Here is a 12,903-nt window from a genome sequence, read left to right on the forward strand (position 1 = left end):
CTTAGACCGTTGCCTTGAAGAAGCCACTACCCGCGCGCTGAATATCGGGCGGAACCAGGCACTTCTTGTGTTCAATGTGGTAAGCGAATTCGTCGCGAAAATGCTTGACAAAGCTCTGCACGGGCATTGATGCAGCATCGCCGAGTGCGCAAATGGTACGCCCCATGATGTTGGTGGTGACGCTGCCGAGCAGATCCAGATCGTCCGCACGTCCCTGCCCGTTCTCGATGCGATGGACAATCCTGTACAACCAGTTGGTGCCCTCGCGGCACGGCGTACATTGTCCGCAGGACTCTTCGTAGTAAAAGAAGGAAAGGCGTTCAAGCGCCTTTACCATGCAGGTCGTTTCGTCCATGACAATGACCGCACCGGAACCGAGCATCGAACCCGCCTTGCTGATCGAATCGTAGTCCATCGTGCAATCCATCATGATGCTGGCCGGCACGACCGGCGACGACGAACCGCCGGGGATACAGCCCTTGAGCTCGCGCCCGCCGCGCATACCACCGGCCATTTCGAGCAAGATCGGAAAAGGCGTACCGAGCGGAATTTCGTAGTTACCCGGCCGGTTGACATGTCCCGAAACCGAAAAGAGCTTGGTGCCACCGTTGTTGGCCTTGCCCGATTCGAGGTAGGCCTCGCCGCCAAGGTTCATAATCAGCGGGATGGCAGCGAAAGTCTCGGTGTTGTTGATCGTTGTCGGCTTGCCGTAAAGGCCGAAGCTGGCCGGAAACGGCGGTTTGAAGCGCGGCTGGCCCTTTTTGCCTTCAATCGACTCAAGCAGCGCGGTTTCTTCGCCGCAAATGTAGGCGCCGTAACCGTGATGGGCAAAAAGCTCGAAATCGAAGCCGGAACCAAGGATGTTCTTGCCGAGCAGCCCCGCCGCCAGCGCTTCGTCCAGCGCCTCTTCAAAGCGGGTGTAGACCTCCCAGACCTCACCGTGAATATAGTTATAACCACGCGCGGCGCCCATGGCATAGGCGGCGATGATCATCCCTTCGATAACCGAATGCGGGTTGAAGAGCAGGATGTCGCGATCCTTGAAAGTTCCCGGCTCACCTTCGTCGGAATTGCAGACAAGGTACTTGTCGCCCGAAAAGGCGCGTGGCATGAAGCTCCACTTCAGGCCGGTCGGGAAGCCGGCGCCGCCGCGACCCCGCAAGACGGACTTCTTGACCTCGTTGATCACCTGATCCTGCGGCATTTTCCCGGCTAGAATCTTCTTCAGCGCCGAATAACCATCGCGCTTGACGTAGTCGTCCAGTCGCCAGGCCTTGTCGCCGTTAAGTCCGACGGTGAGCATCGGGTTGAGTGCACCGAGGATCGCCATTATTCGAACTCCGCCAGCAGTTTGTCGATTTGCTCCGGTAGCATGGTGCTGCACATGCGACGGTTATTGACCAGCATCACCGGTGCGTCACCGCAGGCACCCATGCACTCGCCCTCCTTGAGCGTGATGCGGCCATCGGGAGTCGTCTCGTTGAAACCAATGCCCAGTTTCTGCTTGAGATACTCGCCGGCATCAACGCCGCCAGAGAGCATGCACGGCAGGTTGGTACACACCGTCAACTTGTACTTACCAACCGGCTTCAGGTCGTACATATTGTAGAAGCTGGCTACCTCGTAGGCCGCCATCGGTGCCATGCCAAGATGGTTGGCGACAAACTCGATCGCCTCGGAGGACAGCCAGCCCTGTTCTTCCTGGGCAATCGCCAGAGCCGCCATGACAGCCGACTGTTTCTGCTCAGGCGGGTACTTGGCAATCTCGCGATCGATTTTCTTAAGGGATTCTGTAGTCAGCATTAGCGGTCAATCTCGCCAAAAACAATGTCGATTGTGCCGACCATCGTTACCACGTCGGCGATCATGTGGCCACGCGTCAGTTCATCCATGGCCGACAGGTGGACGTAACCCGGCGAGCGGATCTTCAGGCGGTACGGCTTGTTGGCGCCATCCGAAATCGCATAAATACCAAACTCGCCCTTGGGGTGCTCAACGGCCGAGTAAACCTGGCCTTCAGGCACGTGCATACCCTCGGTGCACAACTTGAAGTGATGGATCAACTCCTCCATGTTCGACTTCATGTTCGCACGCGGCGGCGACGCAACCTTGTAGTTGTCGGTAATGACCGGACCCGGATTGACACGCAGCCAGTCGATACATTGCTGGATGATGCGATTGGACTGGCGCATTTCCTCGACGCGAACAAGATAACGGTCATAACAGTCGCCGGTGACGCCGACCGGGATATCGAAATCGAGACGGTCATAGACTTCATAGGGCTGCTTCTTGCGCAGGTCCCAAGCGATGCCCGAGCCGCGCAGCATCGGTCCGGTAAAGCCCAGTTGCATGGCACGCTCGGGAGAAACGATGCCGACATTGACCAGGCGTTGTTTCCAGATGCGATTGTCGGTGAGCAGTGTTTCGTATTCGTCGAGAATTTTTGGAAAACGTTTGACGAAGTCCTCAAGGAAGTCAAGCAAAGAACCGCTACGCACTTCGTTGATTTTTCTGACCTCGGCCGCGCTCTTCCATTTTGACTCGCGGTACTGCGGCATGCTGTCCGGCAGGTCGCGGTAAACGCCGCCCGGTCGGTAATACGCCGCGTGCATGCGGGCGCCGGAAACGGCTTCATAGCAGTCGACCAGATCCTCACGCTCACGGAAGGCGTAGAGCACCATGGTCATCGCCCCGACATCGAGCCCGTGCGCGCCTATCCACAACAGGTGGTTGAGGATGCGGGTTATTTCGTCGTACATGACGCGAATGTACTGGGCGCGAATCGGCACCTCAATGCCGAGCATTCTTTCAATAGCCATGCAATAGGCATGCTCGTTACACATCATCGACATGTAGTCGAGGCGATCCATGTACGGAACAGACTGCACCCAGGTTTTTGTTTCGGCCAGCTTTTCGGTTGCCCGATGCAACAATCCGATGTGCGGATCAGCGCGCATCACGACTTCACCGTCGAGTTCGAGAACCATGCGCAACACACCGTGTGCTGCCGGGTGCTGCGGCCCAAAGTTAAGCGTGTAATTCTGGATATCAGGCATTGTCTGCCTCCCCGTAGCGCTCTTCGCGAACAATCCGCGGCGTAACTTCACGCGGCTCGATGGTCACCGGTTGGTAAATGACTCGCTGCTGATCGGGGTCGTAACGCATTTCGACATAACCGGAAATCGGGAAATCCTTGCGGAAGGGATGGCCGATAAATCCGTAGTCGGTCAGTATCCGCCGCAAATCGTTGTGCCCTGGGAAGACAATACCGTACAGATCAAAAGCTTCACGCTCGAACCAGTTAACCGAATTCCAGATCGAAACGACAGAAGGAATCGATGGAAAGTTATCATCCGTGGCAAAACAGCGCACACGGACACGCCAGTTGTGCGCAACCGAGATCAGATGACTGACCGCAGCAAAGCGTTTTCCAGCCCACTGCCCATTGGCATAGGTCGAAAAATCGACGCCACACAGATCCATCAATTCCTCGAAACACAAGTCTGGCTCATCGCGCAAGGTAGTCATCACGGCAACATAATCGCCCACATCGACATCGATGGTGATCTCGCCAAGGGCGACTTGCTGCGAACGGATTTGCTTACCGAGATGTTTTTGCAGGTTCAGGCTAAGCACTTCAAGCTTGGCGGACATTTCAAGACTCCGAACTCTCGGTTGGATTAGCGGGCGATGGTACTGGTACGGCGAATTTTGTTCTGCAACTGGATCAGGCCATAAATCAGTGCCTCTGCCGTCGGCGGACACCCGGGAACATAGATGTCGACAGGGACAATGCGATCGCATCCACGGACAACCGAATAGGAATAGTGATAATAGCCCCCCCCATTGGCGCAGGAACCCATGGAAATCACCCAGCGCGGTTCGGCCATCTGGTCGTAGACCTTGCGCATGGCCGGCGCCATCTTATTGGTCAGGGTGCCGGCAACGATCATCACGTCGGACTGGCGCGGACTCGGACGAAAAACGATGCCGAAACGATCCAGGTCGTAACGCGAGCAGCCGGCATGAATCATTTCAATCGCACAGCAGGCCAGACCAAAGCTCATCGGCCACATCGAGCCGGTGCGCACATAGTTGATCAGCTTGTCCGCTGTCGTGGTGATGAAGCCTTCCTGGAGAATGCCCTCAATACCCATCGTTCACTCCCAATCCAGAGCGCCCTTGGCCCAGGCATAGACATAGCCGACAACCAGAATGGCAATGAAAACCAACATCTCGATAAAGCCGAACCACTTGAGCGAATCGGTGCGCACGACCTCGCCGAAGATCGTCGCCCAGGGGACAAGGAAGGCTACTTCAAGGTCAAACAGAATGAACAGGATGGCGATAAGGTAATAACGCACATCGAATTTCATGCGGGCGTCTTCGAAGGCCTCGAAACCGCATTCGTAGGGCGAAAGTTTTTCGCTATCCGGGCGATGCGGCGCCACGACCAGACCGGTGATGACCGGTGCAATGCCAAAGACGATACCAATCAGGATGAAGACAAATACCGGGAAATAGTTTTCCAGCATGATCCGCCACGCTATCGCACAGGTTCAGATCAGAGTCCCCTTTAGTGGGTAACTCCACTTGGTGCCGACGATGAGACTCGAACTCATACGACCGAAGTCACTACCCCCTCAAGATAGCGTGTCTACCAATTTCACCACGTCGGCACTACTACGTCAGACGGCGGGGACTCAAACGAGGAAAAACAAATCCCCACCGCTTTCTTTGCTGCCCACCTACTTTGGAATATCCTTCGTTTTCGAGCCAGAATCCACGGTGCTTCCAGCCTTGTCAGCGCCGACTGCCGCAGGCTCTGAAACAGGCTGCGATCTTACCGCATCCTGCATCACACTGCCAGACGTTTTTGGCTTGTTTGAGGCAATGTAGGCCAAGGAGAGGCTGGTCACGAAAAACACGGCCGCCAGCACGGCCGTCGTCCGGCTCAGGAAATTAGCGGACCCGGTCGCGCCAAACAGGCTGCCCGAGGCGCCACTACCAAAAGCCGCGCCCATATCGGCGCCCTTGCCATGTTGTACCAGGACCAGACCGATGACGCCAATTGCGGCCAGAATGTGAATCAGCAAAACTGTAGAAAACAGATATTCCATATTGCCTCTTTATTGAACCGCTGCGCGACAAATCGCCAGAAAGTCCGCAGCTACCAGGGACGCACCGCCAATCAAGCCGCCATCGATATCCGGCATGCCGAACAACTCAAGTGCATTGGACGGCTTGACACTGCCGCCGTACAGAATTTGCAGACCTTCGGCCACGTTGGCGTCAGCCCGTGCAATCTGCGCGCGAATCGCTGCATGCACTTCCTGGGCCTGCGCGGAACTCGCCGTACGACCGGTACCAATGGCCCAAACCGGCTCGTAGGCTACGACGGCGTCGGTGAACGCGGCGACGCCAACGCGCTGCAGAACGGCATCGATTTGTGCCGAAACCACATCGACGGTCTGGCCTGCTTCACGCTGGGCCAGCGTTTCACCGACACAGAGAATCGGATGCAAACCGGCAGCCAGTGCAGCAGCAAACTTCTCGGCGACCAGAACATCAGACTCCCCGTAGATCGCTCGCCGCTCGGAGTGACCGACAAGAACATAACGACAGGAAAAATCCTGTAGCATCGCTGCGCTGACTTCGCCGGTAAAGGCGCCCTGGGCCTGCTCACTCACATTCTGTGCGCCCCAAGCCAGACAGGTTCCGGTCAAGGCGGACTGCGCCTGGGCCAGATAAGGGAAAGGGACGCAAACCGCCGCCGTCATACCACGCAACTCCGCTACGCCAGCAAGGACATCCTGAAGCAATTGCAGGTTGCTTCTCAGCCCACCGTGCATCTTCCAATTACCCGCTACCAGCTTTTGGCGCATGGCACACCCCGCGAAAAAGGGCGAATTATAGTCAGACAGAGTCCCCCTGGTCAATAAAAAGCCGGCGTCTGTCTTTCCGGAAGCATAAAAAAGTGGCTGTGGGAAAGCGGCTCCGTCTAGCCAAAACGACCGGTGATATAGTCCTCGGTCTCTTTTCTCTTGGGCTTGATGAATATCTGATCGGTCACGCCAAACTCGACCATCTCGCCGATATACATGTAGGCGGTGTAGTCCGATATGCGTGCGGCCTGTTGCATATTGTGCGTCACGATCAGAATCGTCACCCTTTCCTTCAGTTCGGTGATCAGCTCCTCGATGCTGGCGGTGGCGATCGGATCGAGCGCCGAGGTTGGTTCGTCGAACAGCATCAGTTCAGGGTCAGTGGCCAGGGCGCGCGCAATGCACAGACGCTGCTGCTGCCCGCCCGACAGGTTGGCGCCCAATTCCTTGAGACGGTCCTTGACCTCCCCCCAGAGCGCCGCACCACGCAGCGCTGCTTCGACCTTGTCATCAATTACCGAACGCGCATTTTCACCGCGCACGCGCAGGCCGTAGGCAACGTTTTCGTAGATCGACTTGGGGAAGGGGTTGGGTTTCTGGAAGACCATGCTGATGCGCATGCGAACCTCGATCGGATCCACTTTTTTTGAAAGCAGATCGGTATGGTCCGGATGAAAATCGATGGCGCCCTCGTAGCGATTCCCAGGATACAGATCGTGCATGCGGTTGAAGCAGCGCAGATAGGTCGATTTCCCGCAACCCGAGGGGCCGATCAGCGAGGTCACCTTTTTCTCATAGATCGGCATGTTGATATTCTTGAGCGCCTGGAAATTTCCGTAATAGAAACTCAGATTGCGTGCTTCGGCCTTGAGCGGCAATAGCGTTTCGTACCTGTCTGTCATGGCATTCATTAAATTGATCCCTGGTTTCTTACCACTTGATGTTCTTGCGCAGGCGGTAGCGCAACCAGATGGCCAGACCATTCATGGCCAAGGTCATCAGAACGAGAATAAAACCTGCCGCGGCCGCATTGCTGAGAAACGCCGCCTCCGGGCGAGAAGTCCAGTTGAACATCTGGATCGGCATTACCGTAAAGGGGGCAAACAACCAGTCAAACGGGCCGGCCGGCAGCTCCCCCGTAAAAGGCATCGTCGGCAGGAAGGCGATAAAAGTCAGTGCGCCGACGGTAATGATCGGCGCTGTTTCACCAATAGCCCGCGCCATGCCGATGATCACACCGGTCAGAATGCCAGCGCTGGAGTAAGGAACGATATGGTCGCTGACGACCTGCCAGGTCGTCGCTCCACAGGCGTAGGCTCCCTCTCGGATGATCTGGGGAATCGAGCGGATCGCCTCACGGGTGGCGACGATGACCACCGGCAGAATCAACAGTGCCAGTGTCAGCCCGGCAGTCAGGATGCTTTGCCCGAGACCGAAGGTATACACGAACAGGCCGAGCGCCAGCAAGCCATAGATGATCGACGGCACGCCGGCCAGATTGGAGACGTTGATTTCGATGATATCGGTAATCCAGTTCTTGGGTGCGTACTCCTCAAGATAAACACCGGCGGCGACGCCCAGGGGTACGGCAGCAAATGCGGTCACCAGCATCACCAGCACCGACCCGACCCAGGCCGAGAGTATCCCGGCGTTGGCTGCGCGCCGCGATGGAAAGGAGGTCAGAAAATCAACGCTGATGCGCCCCAGCCCATTGATCGCCATATCGGCAAACAATGCGGCGAAGGTCATCAAGCCGAGCATCAGCGCAAGGATTCCGATCACGCCAAACAGGGTGTCCCAGCGTTTGTGCGCAACAATCATGGCGCGCAGGGCCTGCAATTCCTGTTGGTTCATTTCAATATGCCTCGCGGTACTTCTTGCGCATGTAATAACCAATCAGATTGAATACCAGCGTCAGCAGCATCAGCGTCAGGCCCGCCGCAAAGATCGTCTGGTAGCCGATGCTGCCGTGCGGCAAATCGCCGAGCGCCACCTGGACAATGAATGACGTTATCGTCGCGCCGGGCTCGGCCGGATTGAAGGTCAGATTGGGCTGCATGCCTCCAGCCACGGCCAGGATCATCGTTTCACCGACGGCACGCGAAACACCCAGAATATAGGCCGAGGCAATGCCTGAAATGGCCGACGGCACCACCACCCACAAGGCTGTCTGCAGTCGGGTAGCGCCCGTGGCGTAGGACCCTTCGCGCAGCGCCATTGGTACGGCGCGCATGGCATCCTCGGAGAGCGAGGCAACATAAGGAATGATCATGATGCCCATGACGATTCCCGCCGACAGCAGATTGAATCCGGGCAGGTCGGGATAGACTTTCTGCAGCAAAGGGGTCAGGAACAGCAAGGCAAAGTAGCCGTAAATAATTGTCGGAATGCCCCCGAGCAACTCCAAAAACGGCTTGGCGATTTCCCGGACAGCGAAGGGCGCAAACTCGGAAAGATAGATGGCGATGATCGTGCCTAAAGGAATCGCCACCAGCAGCGCGACCAGCGAACTGGTAATGGTCCCGGAGAGCAGCACCATAATGCCATAGTGTGCATCGTCAAAAAGCGGGGTCCACTGGGTATCGAAGAGAAAATCCCCTAGAGGGACGTGCTGGAAGAAAACCCAGGATTCGCTGACCAGAATATAAACAATCGCTGTCGTCGTAAAAACCGAGACAAAGGCCGCAAGAAAGAGGATTGCTTCGATCACCCTTTCCTTGACATGGCGTGTCAGATCTTTTTTTAGTCGAGCACTGGGTTCGGACATGACATCAAGCCTTTCGGCAGTCGCTGCGTATGAATTCACCAACAACCCCTAGGTTTAAACGCTTACTTGGCTTCCATCTTCATCAAATCTTCGATCGTTACGCCCACCTTGTTTTCGCCGCCGAACTTTGTGCCCTTGACGCGCTTGCTGAAATGTTCAAGGTTATAGCCGTAGGCCTTGGCAGGCAGCGGAACGATCTTCACTTCCTTGACCAATTTCTCGCCGTTCTTCATGTAATACTCGACAAACTCGCGGACTTCCGGCTTGTCGGCCGACTTGACATTGACGTAGATGAAAATCGGCCGTGCCAGGGGTTGGTAAGTGCCGTCGATCACCGTCTTTAGGGAGGGCAGAACGGCAGGCTTGCCATCCTTCTCGATGATCGGCACAGCCTTCAGCTTATCGTGGTTTTCCTCGTAGTAGGAAAATCCGAAGAAACCGAGGGCGCCGACATCGCGCGCAACGCCCTGGACCAGGACGTTGTCATCTTCTGAGGCAGTAAAGTCGCCACGGCTGGACTTCGACTTGCCGTTGATCGCTTCGGTGAAATAATCAAAAGTTCCCGAGTCAGCTCCGGCGCCGAACAACTTGAGCGGACGATCGGGCCACGCCGGGTTGACCTGCTTCCAGTTAGTGATCTTGCCTTGCGCGCCCGGTTCCCAGATGGTCTTGAGTTCGGCGACGGTCAGCGACTTGATCCAGTCGTTTTTTGGGTTGATGACGACGGTCAGCGCATCATAGGCAATCGGGAACTCCATGTATTCAACTCCCGCAGCCTTGCAATCATCCATTTCCTTCTTGAGGATGGGGCGCGAGGCATCGGAAACGTCGGTCTCGCCACGGCAGAACTTCTTGAAACCGCCACCAGTACCGGAAATTCCAACCGTTACGCGAATGCTGTTCTTCTTGGACTTCTGGAAGTCTTCGGCAACCGCCTCGGTAATCGGATAAACCGTCGACGAGCCGTCAACCTTGACCAGTGCGACATCGGCATAAACTAGCCCGGAGGCAGCAACAGCGCTCAGCATCAGCGCTGAAACGGCGGAAAATTTCGTGATTTTCATGAATATTCTCTCCTTAGATAGTCTCACCACAATAGGTGCAACAAGGCGAGTATAGCGAGCGTACGTTACGGCTCTGTTACATCACGATGAAACCGCTTCGCGCACAGCCGAAGCGAGTTTTTCTGCCGCCGCCCGAACCTTTTTTGCATCACATCCCTCGACCATGACGCGCAGCAGCGGCTCGGTTCCCGAAGCGCGTAACAGCACCCTGCCCTCACCCGCCAATGCCACTTCAACCTGCTGCAGAACGGAGGCAATCAGCGGATGATCTTTCCAGGCAAAGCCCTTGACCAGCGGCACATTGATCAATAGCTGCGGATACAGCACCATCTGACCAAGCAGTGACGACAGATCGCCACCTGCTTCGCGCAGTGCCGAAAGCACCTGCAAGGCCGAGACGATGCCATCACCCGTGGTGTGCCGGTCGAGGCAGAGAATGTGGCCCGAGTTTTCGCCGCCGAACAGCCAGCCCTTGTCGCGCAACATTTCCAGCACATAGCGATCACCGACGTCGGCCCGCGCAAACGGTATCTTCAACTGCGTCAGGGCGTGTTCAAAAGCCAGGTTGGTCATCAGCGTTCCCACCACACCGGCCACCGGCGCTTGTCGCAAACGACTGCGCACGACCGCCAGGAGCAGTTGATCGCCGTCATAAATCTGGCCGCTGGCATCGACCATCATCACCCGGTCGGCGTCGCCATCGAGCGCGATGCCAAGATCGGCCTGTTGTGCCAGGACGGCCTGGCTCAAGGCGGCAGGCGCCGTCGCGCCGACCTCCTTGTTGATGTTAAGTCCATTGGGTTCGGCGCCAATGGCGATCACCTCGGCACCAAGTTCGTGAAAAACGTGCGGCGCAATATGGTAGGCCGCGCCATGGGCGCAGTCGACGACGATTCTCAGCCCGCGCAGGTCCAGATCATTCGGAAACGTGCTCTTGCAGAACTCAATGTAGCGTCCAGCCGCATCGTCAATACGACGCGCACGGCCAAGATCGGCCGATTGGACGCAAGCCAGTGGCAAATCGATTCCGGCCTCGATCCGGGCTTCCAGCGCATCCTCCAGCTTGGTGCCATGCGCCGAAAAGAATTTGATGCCATTATCGTAGAATGGATTGTGCGAGGCCGAAATGACAATTCCAGCCTGCAAGCGCAAGGCACGGGTCAGATAAGCCACGGCGGGCGTTGGCATCGGACCGACCAGGCAGACATCCACCCCGGCTGCCGAGAAGCCCGCTTCCAAAGCCGCCTCCAACATATAGCCGGAGATTCGCGTGTCCTTGCCGATCAGCACCGCCGGGCGCTCGCCGGCCTTGTGATTACCCCGTGCCAACTCGTCGGCGACGAGTACCTTGCCCGCCGAATAGCCCAAACGCATCACGAAATCCGGAGTTATTGGGGTCTGCCCGACGCGGCCACGAATACCATCAGTGCCGAAATATTTTTTTGTCATTTTTTCTCCCCGCCCTGCAGAAATGGCAGGACGCTATAGCTCGTCATTGTACTGAAAGGAAATGTAGTCTACTGCGGTCGTGCCCGCTCAAGGCCAGGGTTTCCTGCTGGCCGTGAAGCCACGCAGTTCGTCATTCAGGGCCGCAACCAGAAGCTGGGTTCGACCGGCAATCCAACCCCGGCTCAGCGGATCCGGATCGCTCTTGGGATGCATTTGCTTGATCAGGCGCGAGGCCGTGACCTGATCGTTGAGCGTACCGAGCAGGTTCTGAATCATTGCCAGGGAAGCCTGACAGGCGGCAAGACGCTTGCGCGGCAGGATCGGCGCAAAAAACTCGAGTGCATAGCGCAACTTTTTGAAGGCAATGCGTAGATCATGCCGCCGCTCGGCATTCATCTTGCCGTGTTCGCTCACCAGCCGTTCAATCATCTGCGCCCGTTTATACAGGCGACGCACGGCAAACTTGCGTAGACTCAAAGCCGACGACTTGCACTGCGCATCAATCGTTGGCGGTTCAACCCGGAATAGTGCCGCGGAAAAAGCTAGCAGAAGCTGGCTGTACGCCTTTTGCTTCAAGGCCACACCGGCCGACGCCTGGGCCTTGGCCTTGGTCGCCTCGCCGCGGGCTCGCAACACCGCCAGATCGGCATCCCCGGGGAAAGCCTCTTCGAGCGGCGCCAGGGTCTCGGTCAGAAACACGTCCCAGTCGCGCGCGCTCCCGAGCCCCCCGGCCAGTTGCTTCCAGCGTGACGAATAAATCTCGACAAAGCGCTGGTTCAATACCGGCGTAAAGAGATTAAATGCCGAACGCAGACGGCGGATGGCGACTCGGGCTTGATGGACGTACTCCGGATTGTCTCCGGCGATGGCCCCCGCTTCATTACCCTGCAACTGCATCAGGCAGGACAGCGCAATGGAGCGGAAAGCCTCGACCGGTGTCATGCTCTTTTCAACAGACGAGGCCAGGGCTTTGACCGGATTGGCCGCGGCGTCGTCGGCCAGCGCATAGCCGCGCTCGGCCTTGCTGACGATCTCGGGGTGCAACTGCAAGTCAGCCGCCAAGGCGATTGCTAGATTGAAGAGAGGATCAGGCGACTCGCCTTCGAGCAATTCCAGTTCCAACTCGCACAGCGCCTCGCTCCGCGGCGCCTTGCCAACGCCAGGCACATTGATCCGGCCACGGTCAAGCGCAAGTTCGACGATCGCGCCGGCCTGATTCAGCATCCATGTTGTGCGTGTAAAATCGGTCGAAAAGACGGCTTGCAACTGCGCCTGATGTGACGCCAGAAACGCCCGCAACTTAGCGTCAGTGACGATGGAAAAATCAAAGACCCCGGCCTGCGTTGGCGCCTCCCATTCGCTGCGCTGCGCCAGACCTCCCGCACTGGGGGCACCAGCCTTGACCGTCATCAGCCAGACCGCCCAGCCCTTGCGCCGAAAACGGACGGCGACGCCGCGCTGGCGCAGATCAAAATCCGGAGTGTCGTAGTAGGTGTTGAGCAGCCGATATTTTTGCGGCTGAAGTCCGGACAACACCTTGCAACTCTGCAGGCGACGCGCTTGTGCCGGTGACAAACGTAATTTGAGCTCGATTTCCTTGGACATTCGCTTTTCATTCCCTTGCTGTACGCGTGAGCCCCTGGTCACTCGACAAGCACCCATCAAGCGTAGCAGAGAAGTCAGCTGCTTGTCATGTTCGAAAAACTGCCTGCAGGGCAATTGCATCAAATTCCCTTTA

The 12,903-nt window shown here is 57.0% G+C and carries 14 protein-coding genes and 1 tRNA gene; all 15 read right to left on the reverse strand.

What is annotated here, in order from left to right; translation table 11 throughout:
* Window position 1: 1 nt before the first annotated feature.
* A complete protein-coding gene (nuoF, locus tag Q1J43_RS12670) occupies window positions 2-1,303 on the reverse strand; it encodes an NADH-quinone oxidoreductase subunit NuoF (protein ID WP_301102874.1) in 1,302 nt (433 codons plus the stop codon).
* A 26-nt stretch (window positions 1,304-1,329) separates the two neighbouring features.
* Window positions 1,330-1,803: an NADH-quinone oxidoreductase subunit NuoE gene (nuoE, locus tag Q1J43_RS12675; protein ID WP_301102856.1), complete on the reverse strand. Its 474-nt coding sequence runs from the start codon at window positions 1,801-1,803 to the stop codon at window positions 1,330-1,332.
* Window positions 1,803-3,056: an NADH-quinone oxidoreductase subunit D gene (locus tag Q1J43_RS12680; RefSeq protein WP_301102857.1), complete on the reverse strand. Its 1,254-nt coding sequence runs from the start codon at window positions 3,054-3,056 to the stop codon at window positions 1,803-1,805. Before Q1J43_RS12680 ends, nuoE begins: the two co-directional genes overlap by 1 nt.
* Entirely contained in the window at window positions 3,049-3,654 is a 606-nt protein-coding gene (locus Q1J43_RS12685; protein WP_301102858.1) for an NADH-quinone oxidoreductase subunit C, read from the reverse strand. The genes Q1J43_RS12680 and Q1J43_RS12685 overlap by 8 nt, the downstream gene beginning before the upstream one ends.
* Before the next feature lie 26 nt (window positions 3,655-3,680).
* On the reverse strand, window positions 3,681-4,157 hold the full coding sequence (locus Q1J43_RS12690; RefSeq protein WP_301102859.1) for an NADH-quinone oxidoreductase subunit B: 477 nt from the start codon (window positions 4,155-4,157) through the stop codon (window positions 3,681-3,683).
* A gap of 3 nt (window positions 4,158-4,160) precedes the next feature.
* On the reverse strand, window positions 4,161-4,535 hold the full coding sequence (locus Q1J43_RS12695; protein ID WP_301102860.1) for an NADH-quinone oxidoreductase subunit A: 375 nt from the start codon (window positions 4,533-4,535) through the stop codon (window positions 4,161-4,163).
* A 59-nt stretch (window positions 4,536-4,594) separates the two neighbouring features.
* A tRNA-Leu gene (locus Q1J43_RS12700) sits at window positions 4,595-4,679 on the reverse strand.
* 69 nt (window positions 4,680-4,748) lie between these two features.
* The gene (gene secG / locus Q1J43_RS12705; RefSeq protein WP_301102861.1) at window positions 4,749-5,120 is read right to left on the reverse strand and encodes a preprotein translocase subunit SecG; all 372 of its coding nucleotides are present in this window, start codon (window positions 5,118-5,120) and stop codon (window positions 4,749-4,751) included.
* A gap of 9 nt (window positions 5,121-5,129) precedes the next feature.
* The gene (gene tpiA / locus Q1J43_RS12710) at window positions 5,130-5,885 is read right to left on the reverse strand and encodes a triose-phosphate isomerase (protein ID WP_301102862.1); all 756 of its coding nucleotides are present in this window, start codon (window positions 5,883-5,885) and stop codon (window positions 5,130-5,132) included.
* A 116-nt stretch (window positions 5,886-6,001) separates the two neighbouring features.
* Entirely contained in the window at window positions 6,002-6,796 is a 795-nt protein-coding gene (gene pstB / locus Q1J43_RS12715; RefSeq protein ID WP_301102863.1) for a phosphate ABC transporter ATP-binding protein PstB, read from the reverse strand.
* A gap of 19 nt (window positions 6,797-6,815) precedes the next feature.
* Window positions 6,816-7,739, reverse strand: a complete 924-nt coding sequence (gene pstA, locus Q1J43_RS12720) for a phosphate ABC transporter permease PstA (RefSeq protein ID WP_301102864.1) — start codon at window positions 7,737-7,739, stop codon at window positions 6,816-6,818.
* A 1-nt stretch (window position 7,740) separates the two neighbouring features.
* Window positions 7,741-8,652 carry a phosphate ABC transporter permease subunit PstC gene (gene pstC / locus Q1J43_RS12725; RefSeq protein WP_301102865.1) on the reverse strand — a complete coding sequence of 304 codons (912 nt, stop codon included), beginning with the start codon at window positions 8,650-8,652 and terminating at the stop codon, window positions 7,741-7,743.
* A gap of 62 nt (window positions 8,653-8,714) precedes the next feature.
* Window positions 8,715-9,716: a PstS family phosphate ABC transporter substrate-binding protein gene (locus Q1J43_RS12730; protein WP_301102866.1), complete on the reverse strand. Its 1,002-nt coding sequence runs from the start codon at window positions 9,714-9,716 to the stop codon at window positions 8,715-8,717.
* 81 nt (window positions 9,717-9,797) lie between these two features.
* Window positions 9,798-11,165, reverse strand: coding sequence for a phosphoglucosamine mutase (gene glmM / locus Q1J43_RS12735; protein WP_301102867.1), 1,368 nt, complete (start codon window positions 11,163-11,165; stop codon window positions 9,798-9,800).
* 87 nt (window positions 11,166-11,252) lie between these two features.
* Complete coding sequence (locus tag Q1J43_RS12740) at window positions 11,253-12,770, reverse strand: CYTH and CHAD domain-containing protein (RefSeq protein ID WP_301102868.1); 1,518 nt, start codon at window positions 12,768-12,770, stop codon at window positions 11,253-11,255.
* Window positions 12,771-12,903: the final 133 nt, after the last annotated feature.

Source organism: Propionivibrio sp., from assembly GCF_029255185.1.
Classification (GTDB): Bacteria; Pseudomonadota; Gammaproteobacteria; order Burkholderiales; family Rhodocyclaceae; genus Propionivibrio.